This is a genomic window from Candidatus Vicinibacter proximus, assembly GCA_016713905.1.
Lineage (GTDB): Bacteria > Bacteroidota > Bacteroidia > Chitinophagales > Saprospiraceae > Vicinibacter > Vicinibacter proximus.
Window position 1 is genome coordinate 115538 of the sequence record JADJOE010000003.1, and the last position, 21497, is coordinate 137034.

The 21497-nt window shown below is 38.5% G+C and carries 12 protein-coding genes; 4 read left to right on the forward strand and 8 right to left on the reverse strand.

Going from position 1 to position 21497, the window contains the following annotated elements; translation table 11 throughout:
• Positions 1–478: 478 nt before the first annotated feature.
• From IPJ83_09115 to IPJ83_09145, 7 genes are all read right to left on the reverse strand, one after another.
• Positions 479–2371 (reverse strand): cation-translocating P-type ATPase, encoded by a 1893-nt coding sequence (locus IPJ83_09115; GenBank protein MBK7880695.1) that lies wholly within the window; start codon positions 2369–2371, stop codon positions 479–481.
• A 4-nt stretch (positions 2372–2375) separates the two neighbouring features.
• The gene (locus tag IPJ83_09120) at positions 2376–2732 is read right to left on the reverse strand and encodes a heavy-metal-associated domain-containing protein (GenBank protein ID MBK7880696.1); all 357 of its coding nucleotides are present in this window, start codon (positions 2730–2732) and stop codon (positions 2376–2378) included.
• 322 nt (positions 2733–3054) lie between these two features.
• Positions 3055–4344: an efflux RND transporter periplasmic adaptor subunit gene (locus IPJ83_09125; protein MBK7880697.1), complete on the reverse strand. Its 1290-nt coding sequence runs from the start codon at positions 4342–4344 to the stop codon at positions 3055–3057.
• A gap of 12 nt (positions 4345–4356) precedes the next feature.
• Positions 4357–8718 (reverse strand): CusA/CzcA family heavy metal efflux RND transporter, encoded by a 4362-nt coding sequence (locus tag IPJ83_09130; protein ID MBK7880698.1) that lies wholly within the window; start codon positions 8716–8718, stop codon positions 4357–4359.
• 775 nt (positions 8719–9493) lie between these two features.
• Positions 9494–10870: a hypothetical protein gene (locus IPJ83_09135; protein MBK7880699.1), complete on the reverse strand. Its 1377-nt coding sequence runs from the start codon at positions 10868–10870 to the stop codon at positions 9494–9496.
• 172 nt (positions 10871–11042) lie between these two features.
• Positions 11043–13592, reverse strand: a complete 2550-nt coding sequence (locus tag IPJ83_09140; protein ID MBK7880700.1) for a T9SS type A sorting domain-containing protein — start codon at positions 13590–13592, stop codon at positions 11043–11045.
• Between the two features lie 211 nt (positions 13593–13803).
• Positions 13804–14397 (reverse strand): class I SAM-dependent methyltransferase, encoded by a 594-nt coding sequence (locus tag IPJ83_09145; GenBank protein ID MBK7880701.1) that lies wholly within the window; start codon positions 14395–14397, stop codon positions 13804–13806.
• A gap of 664 nt (positions 14398–15061) precedes the next feature.
• Here IPJ83_09145 and IPJ83_09150 point away from each other — a divergent pair.
• From IPJ83_09150 to IPJ83_09160, 3 genes are read left to right on the forward strand one after another with little or no spacing between them, the layout of a single operon-like run.
• The gene (locus tag IPJ83_09150; protein MBK7880702.1) at positions 15062–15469 is read left to right on the forward strand and encodes a T9SS type A sorting domain-containing protein; all 408 of its coding nucleotides are present in this window, start codon (positions 15062–15064) and stop codon (positions 15467–15469) included.
• Between the two features lie 12 nt (positions 15470–15481).
• Positions 15482–16102, forward strand: a complete 621-nt coding sequence (locus IPJ83_09155) for a porin family protein (protein MBK7880703.1) — start codon at positions 15482–15484, stop codon at positions 16100–16102.
• A gap of 20 nt (positions 16103–16122) precedes the next feature.
• Positions 16123–17151 (forward strand): hypothetical protein, encoded by a 1029-nt coding sequence (locus IPJ83_09160; GenBank protein ID MBK7880704.1) that lies wholly within the window; start codon positions 16123–16125, stop codon positions 17149–17151.
• A 630-nt stretch (positions 17152–17781) separates the two neighbouring features.
• On the opposite strand, the gene IPJ83_09165 is transcribed toward IPJ83_09160, so the two are convergent.
• Positions 17782–19977, reverse strand: a complete 2196-nt coding sequence (locus IPJ83_09165) for a T9SS type A sorting domain-containing protein (protein ID MBK7880705.1) — start codon at positions 19975–19977, stop codon at positions 17782–17784.
• Between the two features lie 80 nt (positions 19978–20057).
• On the opposite strand from IPJ83_09165, the gene IPJ83_09170 reads away from it, so the two are divergent.
• Complete coding sequence (locus IPJ83_09170; protein ID MBK7880706.1) at positions 20058–21482, forward strand: glycosyltransferase family 39 protein; 1425 nt, start codon at positions 20058–20060, stop codon at positions 21480–21482.
• The last annotated feature ends 15 nt before the right edge of the window (positions 21483–21497 follow it).

Genomic DNA, 21497 nt, shown 5'->3' on the forward strand with positions numbered 1-21497 from the left:
ATTGAGCCTGAGCAATAAAAGCACTTTTTTTATTCATAACCTTTCAATTGCTTCAAAGCTAAGCCTAGTATAGACTTTTGGCGTTTCTATCCTGAAATTTGTCTATTAACCCAAGAAATATTATTGGGGTACCGACATCTGGTTCACTAATTATTAATTTTTATTAGCAGATTGCTATTCCAATGGGCATCCTGTAATGTCTCAACACCCTCTATAGTCATACCTTTTTTGCAGAATACTGTTTTCGACAGAAACGGAAGGGATGAAGTAGTTTTGTGGGAGTTTGCCTTAGATTAACTTATTTGTAAAAATAACCTCTGGAATTAGCTAAATAATTCATTAATCATGAAAAAATCACTATCCCAGTTAATCTATCAAAATTTGTAAAGGTTAGAATTTTAACATAAGGTATATTAATTTGATTTTCAAAAAGTATGACTAATAAATAATCAAAAAAAGTTTCAAATTTGTATTTTTTTCAATTTACTTCTCTGTATTCCATTAAATTCAAACTGGACAAGATAACAATTAGTGTAACTCCCACATCAGCTGTGATTGCAATAACCAAATTGCTGTATCCCAAAAATGCCAAAAAGATGAAAATTATTTTTACCGCAATGGCTCCAATAGTATTAAACTTTATTCTTTGCACTGTTTTCTGACTTAACCGAATGAGAAAAGGTATGAGTGAAAGTTTGTCGTTCATCAATGCAATGTTTGCAGTTTCTATGGCGGTGTCGCTTCCTGCAGCACCCATTGCAATTCCTACGGTGCTTTGTGCCAATGCAGGTGCATCGTTTATTCCATCTCCGACCATTGCAACCTTTTTGTATTGCAGCAAAAGATCCTTTATTTTGTCGGCTTTGTTTTCGGGTAACATATTTCCGAATATATTTTTGATGCCTACTTTTTCTGCTACAAAATTTGCTGCGTTTTCGTGGTCGCCAGTGAGCATTATAGGATCAATGTTTAGGGATATTAATTCTTTTAGAGCTGCTTGACTGTCGGGTTTTATTTCATCCATCAAACCAATAACACCTGCAACTCCACTTCCGAAACTTACTACAACACTTGTTTTACCTTGTGCTGATAGTTGTTTAACAATTTCTTCGGTTTCTTCATCTGTATGTAGATATTCCTTAATAAAATCTAATTTACCTACATAAATTGTTTCGTCTTCACACACTAAACATTTGGCGGTTGCTCCTTTTCCCATTATGCTTTTAAACGCTTCGGCTTTGTGTGGTTCAAAACCTTCTTTAATACTTGTATCTACAATGGCTTGTGCCAATGGATGTTCGCTGAATATTTCCGCTCCTGCGGTACAAGCCAAAAGTTCTTCACGGCTTGTTCCGTTCAAAGGAAAAATATCTGAAACAATCGGGTTGCCAAAAGTGATGGTTCTTGTTTTGTCTAATGCAATTGCTTTGATGTTTGCCATTGCTTCCAAATATTTTCCACCTTTTATCAAGGCCCCTTTTGAGGAGGCGTTTCCTATTGCTGCGTAAATGGCAACGGGTGTAGATATGACCAGTGCACATGGACAAGCGATCACTAAAAGTGTAATGGCCTGTTGCAACCAATGGTTAAAATCTAATTGCATGGTGTATACAGGAATGGCAAAAACTAATATCGCCAACCCAATAATGGACGGTGTGTAATACTTTGAAAATAGCTGAATAAATTTTTGTGTTTCACTTTTGTTGGCTTGGGCTTCAAAGGTAAGACGAATTATTTTTGAGAATGTGGTATCAATAGAAAGTTTAGTTGTCACCATTTCTATAAAACCATTTTTGTTCAGGGTTCCAGCAAATAAATTATCACCCGGGTGTTTGTCTTTTGAAATTGGTTCGCCAGTTATGGCGGCTTCATCAACAATGGTTTCACCTGATATAATTTTTCCGTCCAATGGTATCATTTCTCCTGCTTTGACTTGAATAATGGTGCCGACGGGAATTTTGTCAATAGCCACATTTGCATTTTCAGCTTTTACAAAAGCGGTCTTGGGCGCTTTACTCACTAATTCTTCTAATGCAGATTTACTATTTGCAATTCCAATTTCTTCCAAGCGTTCTCCTAAGACAAATAGCACTACTAATACAGCAGCTTCAGGAAATTCCTTGAGATAAAAAGCTCCAATGACTGCAATTAGCATCAGAAGGTTGATGTTGCTGAAATTTAGTTTTGTGGCGGCTTTCAAGCCATTCCATACGACACGGTTACCAATGCCAAGAATAAATGCCGCGAAAACAAAGGGCGCATAAGGCATTGGTATTTCTATGCCGATGATGGATAAAACTTCTAAAACAACTACTATAGTGATGGAGGAAAGTAGAAATATGAATTTGTTGTCACTTAGTGGTAATTTCATTGTATTAGTTGTTGGATTTATTTTTACAACAACCATCAAGGGCATTTACAGCATGTGCCGGTGCTTTTTGTTCATCCGCATCATATCCCGCTTTTAGAATTGAATCTTTGATTATTTCGGGTGTGACCTTATTGGCATCAAAGGTTACCGTAATAGTGTTTTTCCTTGGGTTAATTGCAACCTTTTTAATGCCTTTGTTTACTGTGATATGTTCTCTAATGTTTGCTCCACAACTGCCACATTGTAGACAATGGTTGCAAGAAATTTGTGTTTTGATAACTATAGTTTGCTTGTTTGCTTTTTGAGCATGTGCGAAAATGGATGAAGCTAAAAGCATGATTACAAAGATTGACTTTTTCATTTTAAATGATATTAAATGTGATTTAATTTTTAACTACGAAGATAAAGATTCTAAGAACATTAAGTAACATTCTGATAAGTTGTTTGTTTGTTAAAATTTACAAGAATTTCCATTTGTTGAATAATAGGGCCAATCCTGATAGTATTTAAAAGGAAAAGTACAAAGGGAAATACTTTAATGAGGATACATTTCCCTTTATATATTTTTAAAATTATGCTGTAAATGCTGCATTATAACAGCATTTACAGCTTCAAATTTGATTGTTTAACTGAATGTTAATTTGTTAGTTTTCATTGGAGTATTGAATTCATTTTAATAAAACTTAATGAGCATGTCCCTCACCTTTATTATTCATTTTTGCCAAAATGAAAAAGGCGCCATTTACCACAACCTGACTTCTTCCCGGAATTTCTTTCAACAAAGTAATTTCGCTGTAACCCACATCGGTTGTGCCTTTTCGGATAGTTATTTTTTCAAAGGTTGTGCCTTCTTCGGAGTGTTGAGGTTCTAATTTTTCGGTATGGTCGTGTCCGTATTCATCGTGTCCGTGTTCATCGTGTTTGTGTTCTGTTGTTTCATTTTCCGAATGATGTTCTACTTCCTTGTGCGCATCGGTTACAATAAAAATATAATCCTGCCCTTCGTGGCTTACAATGGCGTTGGTTGGCACGGCGTCCACTGTTGCGTTTTCTAAACTTACCAGTGCCGTAATACTCATTCCGTCTATCAAACCCTGCTTGTTTCCTTTTACCATTGCATGAACGGCAACGGCTTTGGTGTTCGGTTCAAAAGTATTGCTGATAGCATATACGTCTGCATCGTATTCTTTACCCGGATTGTTTGTGAGTGTAAAATGTATGGTTTGCCCAACTTTGAGTTTTTGCAAATCTTTTTCATACACATACAAATCCAAATGCAGTTTGCTGTTGTCCACTATTTCGGCAATGGGGTTATTGGCATCTACATAGCTGCCAATGTTTACCATTACATTGCTTATGGTACCATTTATTGGACTGATGATGTTGGTAATTGGCTGGATGGTTTCGCTTGTAAGTGAAGCTGTTTTAATACCGATTAACTCTAATTGTTTTTGTAAACTTGCTTTTCGTGCTTTTAAGGTTTTAAGCTCTGCATCGGCTATCTGAAAGTTTTTAAGTGCTCCTGCATTTCCTTGTTGCAATTCCTTTTGTCTGGCAAATTCTAATTGCGCCAATTCTGCTTTTGATGAAACACTTAAATACTCTTCTTGCATGGTGATGAAAGAATTGTTTGAAATGGTGGCAATGGTTTGTCCTTTCCTTATGTAATTACCAGTTTGCACTAAAATAGTTTTGATAACTCCACCCAATGAAGCAGTTGCATTTGCCTTGTTTTGATTTGGTACTTTCAAAATTCCGTTGGCTTTGAGTGAAGCGGTTAATTGTTTTTTTTCAATACTGCCCAACTCTATTTTTATAGATTTCATTTGCTCAGCAGTAAGCATTGCCGTGTTGGCGTTTTCATGTTCGTCATGGTGTTCAGTTTCTTCCTGGTGCGTTTCATTTTTATTACTGTTGCAGGATGTAAATATTATTGAAGTTGTAGATGCTAATATGAAGAATAAATTTTTCATTTCTCTGAATTATTATTTGTTAAGTATAAAATTGATGTTGATAATTGATTGATTGATTTGATTGATGGTTTGCAGATAATTTAACTGCACATCGGTAGCGGTTTGCAACGCCTGTAAGTATTCAATGTAACCTATTTCGCCACTTTTGAAACCTACTTTTGCAGTACTGATAATGATGTCGGCATTGGGCAAAGCAGTTAATTTATAATAATTGTATTGCGACAAGTGCTGATTGTATTGATAAAATGCGTTTTGCAATTGGTTTTGTAATTTGATTTTTCCGTTTTCGGCTTCTTTTTGCAAGGCTTGTTGTTTGAAATCAAGTGATTTTAATTTTGCTGAATTGCTTACGAACGTAATCGGAATACTTATACCGACATTGAAACCCTGAAATCGTTTGCTGCTTTCAAAATTTACCTCTGCTCCGTTAATTGTTTGAACTCCAATTAAAGACTGATTGAAATAGCCGACATTGACATCAGGAAGCGTTGAAGCATTTTCTAATTTTTTGTTTTGTGCGGCAATTATGGCTTGCTGATACAATACTTTCAGGGATGCATTATTGCCCATGGACGTTGTGTCAAACGAACTCATTAATGCGAGCGGTTGATAGTTTTTGCCATTGTCAATTATAAATTCTTCACTTGTATTCATGTACGTTTTTAAAGAATTGTAGGCCATTGCAAAGTCGGTTTCATTTTGTTTGAGTAAAAGTGAAATTTGTCCCCGTTTGGTTTCGACTGTTGTTTTCTCTAATAAATTGGTTGCGCCTGTGTTGTATCGCAAAGCTGCAGCGCTTACAAAATCATTATACATACTGTCTAAAGATTGCAATTGCGTTTTTATATTTTGCAAATACTGCAGCTGATCATACCAATATCGCACCTGTGCTTTTATCTCTATTGCTGTGGCTTCCTGCTTCAATTCGCTACTTACCAGTTCTGCTTTATATAAATCTGATTTGGCTGAAAAATAAGTGGGGAAAGGAATATTTTGTGATACTTGAAATGCCTTATCTTGATTTATACTGTTGTATTGTCCAAACTGAAAATTGACATTTGTTTTCGGTAGTTCAAAGACTGATTTTTTCATCGTTGCGGAGGATTGCACATTGAGTTTTTGTGATTGAATTTCTAAATTATTTTTCAATGCTATGCTGATTGCATCTTCAACTGATATGGTTTTTGTTGTTACCGGTTGAGCATAAGAAATATTGGATGAAAGTAAGGCAAAGGCTATAAGAGCTGAGGCTGAAACTTTGCGCATCGGTTTTCTGATTTTCGAAAACATCACATAAAGCAAAGGCAAAACGAACAACGTTAAGAAGGTAGCGGTGATGAGTCCTCCTATTACAACGGTTGCCAATGGTTTTTGAACTTCTGCCCCCGCCCCATGTGACAGGGCCATTGGTAAAAATCCAAATGATGCAACGGTTGCGGTCATCAGCACGGGTCTTAAACGGATTTTAGTTCCTTCTTTTATGCGTTCTAAGATGTCGCGCATACCGTCTTTCTCTAATTGGTTGAAAGTTCCAATCAACACAATTCCGTTTAAAACCGCGACACCAAACAAGGCTATAAAACCAATACCTGCCGAAATGCTGAATGGCATATCACGAATGAGTAACGCGAAAACACCACCAATTGCACTCATTGGAATTGCAGTATATATTAGCGTTGCCTGTTTTACTGAACTAAACGTAAAATAGAGCAACATAAAAATGAGCGCTAATGCAACAGGTAAGGCAATCATCAAACGTTTGGATGCGGCTTGCAGGTTTTCAAAAGTTCCACCGTAAGTGTAGTAATATCCTTCGGGTAATTTTACTTTTTCGTCTAGTTCCTTTTGAATATCTGTAACTACGCTGGCAACATCTCTGCCTTTAATATTGAACCCTACAACAATTCTGCGTTTTCCATCCTCCCGGCTTATTTGTGCAGGACCTAACTCCATTTTTATTTCGGCAACTTGAGACAATGGTATTTGTGCGCCGTTGGCAGTGGGGATATACAGATGACTTACATCGTCAATGTTATTGCGATGGGTGCTGTCAAGGCGAACGACTAATTCAAATTTACGTTCGTTTTCATATACAACCCCTGCGCTTCCACCGGCAAACGAAGTAGAAACAATATGATTGATGTCCTCAATGTTCAAACCATAATTGGCAATTTGCGAACGATTGTATTTGATTACAATTTGAGGAAGGCCTGCAACCCTTTCAACGCTTGGTTCGGTTGCACCGTTTACACTTTGTACAACAGTGTTTACTTTGTTGGCGTAGCTTAACAGTGTGTCCATGTTTTCTCCAAAAATTTTAACGGCTACATCTTGGCGAATGCCTGTCATAAGTTCATTAAACCTCATTTGTATGGGTTGATTTTTTTCAAAGAAGACTCCGGGGATTGTATTCAATTTTTCTTCAATTTCCTCTGCTAACTCATCATAGGAAATATTTCGTTTCCAATCATCGGGTGATTTTAGAATTATCATCATGTCGGTTGCTTCGGGTGGCATTGGGTCTGTAGGGACTTCTGCTGCTCCTGTTTTACCAACCACCATTTTTACCTCGTCAAATTCTTTGATTAGTCGGGATGCTTGCATAGAAGTTTCCAGACTTTGGGAAAGTGATGTGCCCTGTGGCAAAATACAGTGAAAAGCAAAATCACCTTCCTGTAATGTTGGAATAAATTCTCCACCCATTTTTGAAAACAGGAAAACAGAAAATGCAAATGCGGCAACAGTTGCAACCACAATTACTTTTTTGAAACGAATGGCTTTTTCTAAAAGCGGTGCGTAAATCCGTTGAAAGAAATTCATAATTCTATCGCTAAAGTTAAGTTTGTGGGAAATGGTTTTAGGTAAAAACGCTGCACACATCATTGGAATGTAGGTAAGCGATAAAATCAATGCACCGAAAATAGCGAAACCAACGGTTTGAGCCATCGGGCGGAACATTTTACCTTCTATACCAATAAGGGTAAGAATAGGAATGTAAACAATGAGAATAATAATTTCGCCAAACGCTGCACTGCTTCGGATTTTAGATGCAGATTGAAATACTTCTTCGTCCATTTCCTTTTGTGATAGTCTGCTGATTGATTTTCGTAATCCCAAATGGTGCAAGGTGGCTTCTACAATGATTACTGCCCCGTCCACAATCAAACCAAAGTCAATTGCTCCTAAACTCATCAAGTTTGCACTTACCCCGAAAACATTCATTAAACCCAATGCAAACAGCATGGATAGAGGAATGGCAGAAGCTACAATCAAGCCTGCACGAAGGTTTCCTAGAAACATAACCAGTACGAAGATTACAATTAAAGCACCTTCAATGAGGTTTTTTTCAACGGTGCTGATTGCACGGTTGACCAAATCGGTTCTGTCTAAGTAAGGTTCTATCACCACATCTTTAGGTAATGATTTCTGTATGTTTTGCATTTTGGCTTTAATGCGGTCTACCACATCGGCACTGTTGGCACCTTTCAGCATCATTACAACTCCACCAACAGCATCTACTTCGCCGTTGTAAGTCATAGCACCGTAACGCACCGCACTACCCAAATGCACTTCGGCAACGTCTTTAATAAGAATTGGAATGCCATTAGGATTTGATTTTACGACAATGTTTTTGATGTCGTCAAACGAACCAATCAAGCCCACTCCGCGGATGAAATAGGCGTTTGGCTTTTTGTCTATGTATGCACCGCCTGTGTTTTCGTTGTTCTTTTCTAAAGCGGTAAAAATTTCGGGGATGGTGATGCCCATTGCTATTAGTCTGTCTGGGTTTAGGGCAACTTCATATTGCTTGAGTTGTCCGCCAAAGCTATTTACCTCTGCAATTCCAGGTGTGCCGTATAGTTGGCGGGCAACAATCCAGTCATGCATTGTCCGCAAATCCATAGCGGAATATTTGCTCTCACTACCCAACTTCGGATGAATGATGTATTGATACACTTCTCCCAAACCTGTGCTTACAGGTGCTAATTCGGGTGTTCCAATCCCTTTGGGAATTTTGCTTTCGGCTTCTTTTATCCGTTCGTTAATGAGTTGTCGAGCAAAGTAGATGTCCACCTTGTCGTCAAACACAACCGTAATTACCGAAAGCCCGAAACGGGATATGCTTCTCAACTCTTCCAAGTCGGGAAGATTTGCAATACTTTGTTCAATAGGGTAAGTTACCAACTGTTCAACCTCTTCTCCTGCAAGGGTTGGGCAAACCGTAATGATTTGCACTTGATTGTTGGTGATGTCGGGAACTGCATCAATGGGCAGTTGAGTTGCACTCCACGATCCCCAAATGATGAGGAATAGTGTCATCAATGCAACGATAAATTTGTTATTTATGCTGAATGCAATTATTTTGTCTAACATTGGATGGATCAGTTGAATAATTAAATACATAATTACTTTCGATGTAACAACATCGGAAGTAGTTTCAACTTGTTCTACGTTGGTAGAACATTAGTGATTTAACAACTGATTTTTGGTGGTTGCCAGATTGAAAGATACACCGCTGGGATAAAAGAAGGGCGGTAAATAGGGAAGTCCTTTGAGTAATTTATAGTCCTAATATTCAAGCGGTAATTAAAATATTCAACACTAAAGAAATGTCCACAGCATGCACATACACAGAATGGGGTGCAATGCTCGTGGTCGCTGTCCTGGTCTGAATGGTCTGAAATTGGGATATACAAATGCTCTGTGTTCGAGATTGAACAATCATCTTTATCCCTACATGGCAAAGAAGACAAAGCCAGCAGATAGAAACTAAATAAGATTATTAAAATTCTCTTCACGGGTTAAAATTACGAAATAAAGCTGACTTTTATCAGTTAAGTAAACTTGGAAGAACACTTAACGGATAATTTATCAAATTTAGTATGAATTTAAGTATTTGACTGAGATTCTTATATCATAGGTCACTTTGACAAAGACCTAACTAGCCATTCAATTGCATTTTTATTGAAGCTATGAATGCTGAATTGTGCTCGATAAAAATTTAAGATATTTAAATTAGACCATTGGACATGGCCAACAACTTTTGAGCACTTAAGCTCAATTTTCAATATAATCCAAAAGAATAATGAGTTGCGTATGCTCAAAAATCTCCCTGCAGTCTAATTACATTGTATAGTGGAATTTCTTTTTATTTGCAGTCGCAACCACGTTCATTGCCGTCAGAAACTACCCCAAGCAAACACACTGTTTTACCATTAAATTTTCCTTCCCGATATCCTCTTTGTTTACAATATTCCTGGCAGGTAGCATCGCAAGCTGAGCCGGTATTGTTTGGTGAATTTCCTGTACTGCATGAACAACAACAATCTGACAAGGCAATGGCCCATAAAAGTTGAGTTTCAGTGCCTACAATGAAAGTATGTGCTTCAATTGAATTCAGTGAGGTTAATGGTACATTACTGAAATTGTTAAAATTGAATGCCGCAACTTTTGACTTATCGGCTCGCGTAGCATCCAGGCAAGGTGCATAAGGTGCCAGCGCAGTTGATGCTGTATTCAAATGTGCTGAAATTACTGAGGCCACTGGAGCGGGCATAGGTACAGGCATACACTGTTGGGCAGAAGCCCATGCCTGCGCTGCGCCAAGATGAACTCCTGCTACAAATAATGCAATTGGTTGAACACCGTTGTCACACTTAAATGCAGCCCGATTTATTGCGGTCTGTAATTCTTTTATAATCATTTCTATTTCCTTGCTGATCGTTGCAGAAGACATGGTTCTTAATTCACTTTCAAGTTTTCGTAGTTTGAAAAGGTCATAATTTAAACAGTTTTCATAGTCTTTAAAAACATCGAGTGCTGTTCGTAAATGGGCTTGCATAGCAGAGATCCCAATTGGTGTCGGGAAGGCTGGCTCTGTAGCACTTCTTCCCCAGGCAGAACCAAGTAGCTGGCTAGCGTAATAAAAGGTGGAAAGTTCAAATCTGCAATACAGTTTATTCTCTTGAGTTCTATCTGATGGTTTTGAGTTGTTGGGTTTCCTTGTCCAGGTTTGATTTCCCCATGTGATGGTTTGTAGGTCAGAAGAAACGTTTGCATAAGTATTCCAGGCCGTAGCGAATATCTGATTGGAAGAATACCAATATCCGGCAGAACTCCCATTTGAAAATTTGAATTCCAGATTCTTTCCGGTTTGACTAATACTGGCAACATTTGCCTGATCGCCGTTGACATACCATGTGCCACCGATGTCACCATAATTCATTGTAGGATAACGCGTCCAGTTTTGGTTATTCCAGGTGATGGTGTTTCCGTCAGTAGACAAATTTGCATAGGCGTTCCAGTCAGATGCATAAATTTGGCCGGATTGTGTAAAATATCCTTTTGACTGGTTACTTGAATAGCTGAAGTTTAAGTACTGTTGGCTTTGGGTAATTAGGCATGGAGCATCCGCCTGTCCGTTTATATACCACGTGCCTGCCAGCTGTGGATAAGTCTGAGCAATAATGTGCTGGAATGAAATCAACACAACCAATAAAATCAATGATTTAGAAAATAGATTCATGGTATTTTTTTTTTCGAGAAATGACAAAAGTTACCACCACATAAGAATGCGCTTCAATCTACACTTCCACAAAGTACAATTATTTGAGTATTTGAATCAATTTACTTGGAGGACCTGGTCATCAATCATATTGTGAATTGATCAACTATTGAATGTAAAGCAAAGTAAATAGTTAGTTGACCATAAACTTGCCACAACTAATTTCTTCTTTTCCATAAAGCATCACTGAATACAATCCACTTTTTAGATTGGTCCTTTCCAATAATATTTGTTTGGTACCGAAGACTGAATTTATTTTTTCTGAATAGATCATTTTGCCCATTGCATCATAAATTTCCAATTGTGCATAATTTCCACTTGAAGGAATTTCTAAACTGAATTTTCCATTATTCGGGTTGGGGGTGATTACCAGCTTATCTTGGGGTGAATTAAATTCTATCGTACCCGTGGTTTCTATTTCTCCTACTTTCATTCCATTTCCAAAACTGCTGACCCACATTTCATTTAATTTATACGGATTGAAAAACACACGTTCAGGTTGTCTGAAAGGGTAGGAGGTCACCAATCTCCAATTGGGTAAATCATTACTCATGTCGTCATTGACCCACAGCCCTTGTGTTTCTGTAGTCAGATAAGCCTGAGAAAGTTTTTTGGGATTGAAAGTGATGGAAGTCACACGATCAAATAGTGTACCGGTTAGTTTGGTCCAATTTGCGCCTCTGTCTTTTGTTTTGTACAATCCTCCCAAACCGTTCGGCGCTCCGCCCCATCCGCTGAAAACGCAGACATACCAGGTGTTTTGGGTAGGATCATTTGGATCTATGATGATGTCTTTTGTCCAATAATTCATGGAAGCATGGCCCACATCTTTCCAGGTATTTGTCACAGGGTCGTACAAGAATACTCCGGAGCTTGCAGTAAATGCGCCTGATGAATTTCTCCTTCCGGAAAAGGTGCATACCATTTTGCCATCCTTAAGCACTGTAATTGCTGCAGGATGCCCTTCAGTGCGCGGAGGATTGGGAAGTTTGGTCCAGGTGGACGCAGCCAGATTATTCAGATTGTTGGTCATGTAAATGCCACCCTGTTGATTGCCCGGGGTTCCTCCGTAATGGATGACGGAAGCATACATTCTGTTCTTGTTGTTCGGGTCTTTAGCCAACCAAAACACGGGATGGTTGAATACACGAAGATTGTTCCAGCTTACACCACGATCCATGGAATAAATAATTTTTCCATTGGCATCGTTTGCGTCAAGCTGTGCATCTGCAAGCCGGGTACTTTGATACATGTCATGGATGTTGGAGCAGGCACCAAATAAAATGCCGTCTGCTGATTCTTCCAGACGGTAAAGTGAGTTGACTGAAAAACCGCTGTACTGATATCCCCAACTGTTTCCCGCATTGGTACTTCTGATACCACCAATGTCGCTGAAACAAGCGAACATGTTATTTTCATCCTGCCAACTTACCTGCCAACAGGTGGTGTTTTCCAGACCAATGCTGTGGTAAGCTTTATTTTTGGGGGTAGGACTACCTGCGGGATGTTCATCTGCCGCATGCACGTATGCCTGACGCCAATTATTACCGCCATCGCTGCTGAGTTGCACATTGCTGTAATTGGTAAACATCACTTTTCCTGAATTGAAAGGCGCTACAGTAATTCCAAAACAGGTTTCACTCCAACTCCAGTTTTTATCGCCTCCAAATCCTTCCCAGCCAGTGACGATGTTTGCATTGTTGGCGGTGTTGAATTTTTTTGACCAGGTGGATCCTCCATTGATGGATTGAAATACCAATGGAGCACCCAATGCATTGTCATGACCGCCCAAATAAATCGTATCCACATCATTTGATGCCATGGCTGCATACATGAGATAGTCGTTGGAGAAATTAATTCCGGTAGATCTTGCTGTCCAGGTACCACTCGCATTGTCCATGGTGTAAACTCCTTTTCCAAAGCCTGAATAATCCCATGGCATGACCCCATTGTACACATCTCCGGAACTTGCGGTGATGCATACGAACCTGGTTGTTCCTGCTTCCTTGCCTCCTGCAAATGACCAGATCAATTGACCGTTCGGCAAGCCTTTGTTGGGCATGAGGCCAAAGCTGGTTCCGCCATTTGTAGAAAATACAATGCCTTCGTTGGTTCCGATGTAAATATTCAGACCATCAAAAAACACTCCACCCATGATCAGTCCTGCTCCATTGTTTGCTGCATGTCTGACCAGCTTCAGGGTGCTTCCTCCATCGTTGGTGATTAAAATATCACCATAAGCACCTATGAGGACTTGTTGTGGATTTTGGTAATTGGCTTTCATGCTATAGACATTGCCATAAGTGCTTACACTGTAGGCGCTGATCGGTAGCCACGTATTTCCACCATCGGTAGTTTTAACCGGAAACCCGCTGTTGCCATCGTTAAAATTGCTGTAGGCAATTTTAGGGTCTATCGTAAATTCATAAGTGGAGGTATTGAACACCTGCAGTTTGGTAAAATCAATTTGGTCATAGTGTCTCCCAAAATCTGTGCTGTGAAAAAGGGTGCTCAAATCGCAACTCACATAAAACTCGTTGTCATTGGCCGGATTAATGGTGGGAAAGAAGAGGGCTCCACCGCCTCCTATCCCTCGTGGTGCAAAACTTTTTGGTTGTGCATAAATATTTAATCCGAGGAGTGAAATTAGAATCACGGACAAAATCAGTTGTATTGTTTTCATTTAGTTGTTTGATGCATGAAGGGATAATAATAATAAGCCGGATTTAAGCCGAATATACAGACTTTGGGAATTATTTGAACAATAAAGAGAAAATGAGATTAGATCAGTTTATTTAAGATAGACCTGTTTCGAAGAAGAATTGCTGCTTGCAAAGAGTGATAAATTAATTTTCGAAATATCTTATCTTAGAAATTGTTCAAAAAAATTTTTGTCAAAATTTCTTTTGCCACATTTTCAGTTTGTATTCTTCGTATGAGTACTGTAGTTCGTAGCTATCGGGAACTTCATCCAGATAACTGAAATAAGTCACTAGTTTAGTTCCGGCGGGCATTTTGTCCAGTTCTGATTTTACGTAAAGAGAATAATCTTCATACAATTTTTTACTCCAGCTCTGGCTGTCATCCATTCTTCCGGTGTGATCGAGATGCTCATGAAATGAATTAAAAAAATAAAAGGCATCATAATCACTAAATGAAATGGAAGTGATGTTGGAGTGGATGAAATCAATTTTTGTTAAATCATGTTCATTGCATAACCGGATCGCAATGTTATTCAGATGACTCCTTTGTTCTACGCCTACAAAAAAAGCATCAGTGCAGGCAGACCCGATCATACAGAATTTTCCTGCACCCGAACCAATGTCCAGTATTTTAGTTTCCTGGTTGTCCGCAAGATAGGTTGCAGCAAGTTTGGCAATTTTGATTGGGGTGAAATGAAATTCCGAGTCAGCTTGAATTTCCAGAGGAAACATCAAATCAAACTCCCGATCTTCTATTTCTTCATTACGGTTAATTGCTTTAAACAAATTATTAAAGTGTCAAGTAGACCAATCCCAATATTGGGGACTGAGAGCAACATTTGGAAAGCCGTTTTTGTTGTGGATAAGTTCTGAGGCGGCCTTCGTTTTGGCAAATTGTTTTAGTAGCTTCCGGATGGCCTAAAGAAGGGTTTTGCCAAGTCAAGGTAGCGCGTCTAATGTTTGTTTTTTGGAGGCATCTCATCAAAAATTAATCATGCTCACTAAGTTTCGTGTACTTAAGTTATTTGGATGATTTTGGTGCCGGATTGGTTGTCCTTTTTCTTTTTGACCTGGTAGTAAGATTTTTAAAATAATTCAAAAAATTAATTTGAATTTAAAATTATATCTATATATATTTGCTTAAACACATCTCATGTGTTCCCCTGATATTCATTTCAATTCAGCTTTTATAACAGCTACCCATGCAATATTTAACGATAAATTCTGAATGGTAACCCATAGAAGGCCTACCCCCTTACAATTGCTTAAAAATAAAATCAGTGGAGTCCAGATCCCACTTTAAAAAAACGGAGCCACATTAATAATCTGCAAATGATGAAAACAAAACAATTACGCTACACTCATTATTTCTTGTCTTTGATTTTACTAATTTCTACGTTTAGTCAGGACGCTTGGACACAGTCTATTCGGCGGCAGAGTGTCTCAAGTTATGGATCAACAGGTCTTAGTGACCAACAAACCATCCAACAGACAGCTGGTCAATGTTACCATACGACCAATCATTTTGACGAGCATTTTTCTTTATGTCAAGGTTTCCAGCAATCGGCACCGGTTTATATTCAGCATTTTGGGTCGCCGGATTTATCAAGGAATGACAGTTAAAGTTTTTCCTAATCCAGCCAGTTATTCCATCTCCTTAAGTTCAGAAAAGGAAGTTGGACCAACACTTATACAAATTTTGAATCTGACCGGGAATATTTTTTATTCAGAGCTGATAAATGGTTTAAAGTCTCATGTTATTCCGTGTGATCAATGGCCTCAAGGCATTTATTTGATTAAAATACTGGATGCACATCAAAATATTCAAACATTCAAACTAATGATTGCTAAACAATAAAAATTACATCAAATGAAAAATATAATTATACTAATTTGCTTTTTTGGTGTTCAGTTGGTTTCAACAGCTCAATCTTCCATTACCATAGAAGCCGCTCAACTCATTACCAAATTCAAATTTAAGGACAGCGATAAAACAAAACTGAACAAAGAGTATACAGGTATTTTTACCAATTCTTATGGTGTGGGGTATCGATATGATTTAAACAATGGCCTGCTGTTTCGCTTGGGATTAAGCATGAGAAATGGTGGTGCTAATCTGAATTATGATGACAGTGAATATTCCTGGCGCTTAAAATATTTTGAGCCGAAATTAGGGGTTGGCTATTTGTACAAATTAAACAAAATAAGCCCATACCTTATGGTGTTTGGCTATTTTGGATATTTAGTTCAAGGGTCACAAATTCTAAATAATGAACACTTCAATATTATAGAATCTGAGCAACTTAAGCGTTCAGATTTTGGGCTCAATTTTTCACCCGGCGTGGATATAGTACTCCATGATCGCATATCTACCAATATAGAATTTAACTATCTGCTGGGACTTTCAAATCTTGAAAAAGATACCGATCAGAAATCAAGCAATACGGCTCTTGGTCTTACACTTGGGCTTTCATTTTCAATTTCTAAATAACATTCATAAATTATTGTCTTATGAAAAAGATATTTCAATTCATTTATATCAGCACATTTCTCCTTCTGGGATTAGTTGAAAAAAGCATTGCCCAACAAATCGGAGACCTGAACGGAATTTATTATCAAGCCGTAGCCATCGATGAAAACGGAAAAGAAATCGTAGGCATGGATATTGAAGGCAAACCACTCTATAATAAAACAATAGGGGTCCGGTTTTCCATCACCAAAGGATTAAATGGTGCCGTTCAGTGGGAAGAAACCCACATTACCAATACGGACAAATATGGTTTATTCACCTTGATTATTGGCAAAGGAAATCGCAGTGCAAATAGCTTGTATACCAGGTTATTGGACATTCCTTGGATTGATGCGGATCAATTTTTAAAAGTAGAAATTTCCACCAAAAATGACAGTATTTACAAACTGGTAAGTAATCAACAATTTATGTCTGTTCCTTATGCATTTTATACAGACGATATAGCCGATGACGCCATTACGACCAACAAAATATTGGATCTCACGATAAAGAATCAAGACATCGCGAATGGAACAATTGACCTTACAAGTAAAGTGACCAATGTACTTCCTGTCAAAAATGGAGGCACAGGAGATGCTACCTTAACCGATAATAGTCTGCTGCTTGGCAAAGGCACCAATCCGGTTCAATCATTAGGTCAGGCAACAAATGGTCAAATTCCCATTGGTGCAACAGGATCTGGTCCTGTGCTGGCTAATATTAAAGCCGGTAAAGGAATTATAGTGACCAATGGTCCCGGGAGTATAGAAATTGCTACCGGCGGAACTTCTACCGGTTCGTTAAACATTGGAATCATCAGTACAGGTCAAAGCTTTTTATCACCACCGATTACTGTCCCGGGTGTAAGTCTTGGAGATATTATCGTCGCTTCTCTGGATACTGATTTAAAAGGATGTTTTATTTCAGCATATGTCTCCGCACAAAACACCATTAGAATTGCAATTTTTAATCCATCTTTTTCAGCCGTTTCATTTGGTGTGGCTAATGTAAAAATCTGGGTAGTGCAATAAATTTTATATTTCACATAAAAACAGAAAAATCGCGGATCTTATTGAGGATAAGATTTGCGATTTTTTTTTTTGAAGCCATATAAATGGTCAAGTCAAAAATTTGGGACGAAACCGCTTTGGTGGACCCCGGCATTCGCTAAAGTTGTCCTAAATTCCGGTTTATGATCATTGTTCTTTTTTGTCCTAATACAAAAAAGAACCAAAAAAAATCAAGGCTGTTTTCATTTCTTAACGCTACAACTAATCTAACCCATATTTTGCATTAGAATTTCTATTCCAAGTCAAAGAAATTCAGCATTCGCTGTTTCGTTAAATACAAGTATTTCCTCATGCCGCTTTCGCGCCTGCCTGCCGACGCAGTCAGGCCGGGTTCCTTCCCTTGAAGCACTGTCGTGCTTCATTCCGCAGTGCGGAAATCGGTCAGTCATCCAACTATTAAAACGTTTAATTTCTTTTTAATCCCGTTTAAATTTACCTGACTCCTAATGAATATTTATGGAAGGTCTGTTGAAAGATTATGAATGGGTAAGCAGTGCCAGTAAAACATCTCCATTGTTTATTTTCTGAAAACACTTTCAATCTGGTAGTTTATCTATCAGATAAATTAAATAGCAATTAAAACTGATCGTATTAATTTTTAGATTTAATAATTTTTTTCGTCAGTTTTTGATGATTTAAAATTACGGTGACAAAGTATATGCCATTGGCCAGTTCGCTAAGGTCAAGTTGCATGTGCTGTTCTTTAATCGCTAAAGATTTCCATAATTTTCCCAGGGCATCTCTTAATTCAATGCGGCCTCCTGAAATGGGGATGGCAGAAAAGCTGAGTTTTAGTTCATCCTGAATAGGATTAGGAAACAGGCTGATTTGAAGAGGGCTTTCGTGGTTTTCAACAGCAGTTGTGTTGGGTACAACCTCAATTACATGTGGGTCATCAAAGGTAAATTTACCATCATTGTCTATGGACTTTGCGAACACTGCATGAAATCCTAAATCTGTTGGAATCCAATTGACCGAATATGGAAAGGTGCTGTCGACCCCAATCAAAACAGAACCCACAAAAAATTCCACTTTTCTAATACTTCCATCCGGGTCGGTCGCAGTTGCAGAAATGCCCACCGGAATATTTGCAGGTACCCTTGCATTGTTTACAGGAGTAAGCAGTGAAGTCTCCGGCTCATTGCCACACATACCGGATAGCACACAGAGGGCATCGTACTTGGGGGGCTTTGATAAATTTTTGATGTGATCAAGGTCCTCGGTTGCACCCCAGCAGCCGTAGCGGCTTACGCCGGCACTCATGACAAAATAATTCACCAGATCGTTGGTTCCTACCGGTGCTGTTCCATTGGCCCTGGCGGAAAACCAATTGTCGCGGTAATTGTGCAATACAGCTGTTTTCATTTCAGGAAGTCGATTGGCGAGAATCCTGTTTCCTACGTTGACGGTACTTCCACCGCCATTGTCAGGGCCTCCTTCATATTGCAGATGTTTGATTTTCCATTGATCTGCAAACTGTGCCAGGGTCTGAATTGCGGCTAAATTACCGTCGCTGTTGGCATTCATAGCGTTTATGATTTGCTGCGGACTGGCATTGGCAGCTGCAGATCCCTCATTAAAATAGGGTGCAGATGCGATCCCATAAATAAAGTTTTTGGGTGGACCGTAGCTTTGGTTGATCCAGTTCAACACATCATCATACCAGGGAAGCCAACCGCCCACCTGCCAGGCAAATACCGGCCGTATTTTAGTTCTTGAGGCTACGGTTACCCCCATGACGTTTTCAAATATTTTTCCAAATTTGATCACTTGTTTGGCAACCCTTCTGGCTCGCCTGCGGTCATCCCAGGGAGTGCTGGCCCTGATGTCTGCATCTTCGGAGGATTGCAGCACTGCATTGAAATTATATTGATACTGTGTAAAACTGCCATTCCATACTTCATTGCTGTATTCCAGATAAATATTGAGTTCAGGTCGCAAGGTATTCTTCATCAACCTTGCGAGTTCGACCACATACATACTGTCCGCGTCCACCGGAATATTGATCCAGATGTCTTTGGCCGTATAGTTTGCCAGGGCGATGATGACTTCCCAGGGAGCGCCCTGCACATAACGAGGTGCATTGAGGGATTGTCTCTGAGTCCAGGTTTGCATGTTGGGATAGTTGCGGTCGCTGTTGTTGGTTTTTAGAAAGTCCATAAACCTAAGGGTACTGAATGGACTCAAGGCATTCAGATAGGCGGTTCGGAAGATCTGAGGACTGTGGTGCGGATAACCGGGACGCATCAGTCGGATATTTTTTACACCGGCTACTCCTGTGGAATGATTCGTCTGGAGAAAGTTGACCATCAGAAATCCGTAATTTCCCAGTGTATTTACATTAGGTCCGCCACCCGGTGGAAAAACTAGGTCCACATTGGTGGTATTCGTAACGGCATTATAAGTTTTATTCAAAAACTGGATGGGCGCATCACTCCAGGAAGATAAGTTGGATTGCCCTGTAAAGCTAAGTGTATAGGTACCACTTTGGTCCACCACATATTTCTGAGGATCGTCCGGCGCGTTGTTCCAGGCATTGGTAGGGCGGTGATCAAAGAACACAACCCTGAAATCTTCCAGCGGCCAGCCGGCTGCATCGGTCCTCGCATTGTTTCCGGTCGCTACACTCTGCCAGGCAGTGGCGGTCAATGTTACATTGGGAAATTCCAGCGCAATGCCACCTATACCATCCAGTCCCACCCCAATTTTGCCTGCAAAGGGTTGCGCAAAACTCACACAGGAATACATCAAGGTGAGAGCTACAAGTAAGAATTTTATTTTATGCATGGCCATTTTATTTTGGTGAAACTGCCTTCAAATATAGTAGAAAAAATTATTTACTTTTATTCATTAATAATTTACTGGTTGTGGCAATAGTTCTCTCAATTAGTTATAATAGAACCTTCAGGATTTTTACTGCATCTATGATTGCATTGTTATTGATACCTACCTTGGTTCAGGATGGAATGTTTTTAGATGGTATCACTTATAGTACAATTTCCAGAAATATGGCAAACGGTATTGGTAGTTTTTGGCATCCCCATTACACAGAAACATTATATCCCCATTTTAATGAACACCCCCCCCTTATATTTATAATTCAAACTTTTTTCTTTAAATTTTTGGGAGATTCATTTGTTACAGAAAGATTATTTTGTTTGGTGATATCAATTTTAAACGTAATCGGAATATCAAAATGTTGGAGATTAATACACAAGCAAACAGAATATGAAGTCATTGAGTGGTTACCTGTATTTTTAATGTTTACTGTACCGTTGGTTTCTTGGTCTTATAAAAATAATTTACTGGAAAACACCTTGAGTTGTTTCACAATTTTTGCAATTTTCTTTATATTAAAATCAATCCTTGAACAAAGATTGGTTTACTTGATTTTCGCCTCCGCCTTTATTGACTTGGCATTTCTTTCAAAGGGTTTTGTTGGAATATTTCCATTTGCATTTCCAATATTTTATGCACTAATTTTTAAGGAATGGCGGAATTCAATCTACACTTTTCTTTACTTGGTGATATTTACCTTTTTATTTTTAATGTTATTGCTTATTTTATTTCCTGATTTAAAAACAAATTTGACAAATTATTTTAATGAGCAACTCTTACCAGCATTAAAAAATAAAAGAGAAATTACAACTGGAAATCGGTTTTCCATTATAGGAAAACTTTTTACAGAAATTGCTTTTCCAATATTGGCACTAATTTTATTTAGTTTGTTACAGAGAAAAAATAATTTTAAAGTTGACCTAAATATTTATAGAAAATCCTTATTATTTTTGTCTACAGCATTTTCTGCTTCTTGCCCATTGATCATTTCACTAAAGCAAAGGAATTTTTACCTCATTCCATCTATACCATTTTTTGTTTTGGCCATAAGCATAATAATTGTACCTATTCTTAAAATATATTTGGAAAAAATAAATTTCGGGCATTTAAAAATAGTAAGGTTCACCTCATTTGCAATTTGTGCCATTGTTCTGGCATTTTCAATTATAAACTTTGGGAAACCTTCAAGAGATCATGCTAAATTGGAGGATATTTATCGTATTTCAGCATCAATTCCTAAAGGTACAATACTGGCCGCAACAAAAGATTTATGCTATGACTGGAGTCTAATAGCCTATTTGTATCGCATTGGCTATTTAAGTCTTGATTGCACCAATGACCATGATTACATTTTATCGGAGATACACAATCATGACACTTTGGCGCCACAAGGTTATGAATATTTGGATCTTGAATTAATAAAATATCGACTGTTGAAGCGAGTACAATTTTAAAGACGAAGCGTTGTT

Excerpts from the sequence above, each read along its gene's own strand:
- IPJ83_09130 (MBK7880698.1), bottom strand. The coding sequence starts at position 8,718 with ATGTTAGACAAAATAATTGCATTCAGCATAAATAACAAATTTATCGTT.
- IPJ83_09120 (MBK7880696.1), bottom strand. The coding sequence starts at position 2,732 with ATGAAAAAGTCAATCTTTGTAATCATGCTTTTAGCTTCATCCATTTTC.
- IPJ83_09135 (MBK7880699.1), bottom strand. The coding sequence starts at position 10,870 with ATGAATCTATTTTCTAAATCATTGATTTTATTGGTTGTGTTGATTTCA.
- IPJ83_09125 (MBK7880697.1), bottom strand. The coding sequence starts at position 4,344 with ATGAAAAATTTATTCTTCATATTAGCATCTACAACTTCAATAATATTT.
- IPJ83_09155 (MBK7880703.1), top strand. The coding sequence starts at position 15,482 with ATGAAAAATATAATTATACTAATTTGCTTTTTTGGTGTTCAGTTGGTT.
- IPJ83_09160 (MBK7880704.1), top strand. The coding sequence starts at position 16,123 with ATGAAAAAGATATTTCAATTCATTTATATCAGCACATTTCTCCTTCTG.
- IPJ83_09115 (MBK7880695.1), bottom strand. The coding sequence starts at position 2,371 with ATGAAATTACCACTAAGTGACAACAAATTCATATTTCTACTTTCCTCC.
- IPJ83_09150 (MBK7880702.1), top strand. The coding sequence starts at position 15,062 with ATGGATCAACAGGTCTTAGTGACCAACAAACCATCCAACAGACAGCTG.
- IPJ83_09140 (MBK7880700.1), bottom strand. The coding sequence starts at position 13,592 with ATGAAAACAATACAACTGATTTTGTCCGTGATTCTAATTTCACTCCTC.
- IPJ83_09165 (MBK7880705.1), bottom strand. The coding sequence starts at position 19,977 with ATGCATAAAATAAAATTCTTACTTGTAGCTCTCACCTTGATGTATTCC.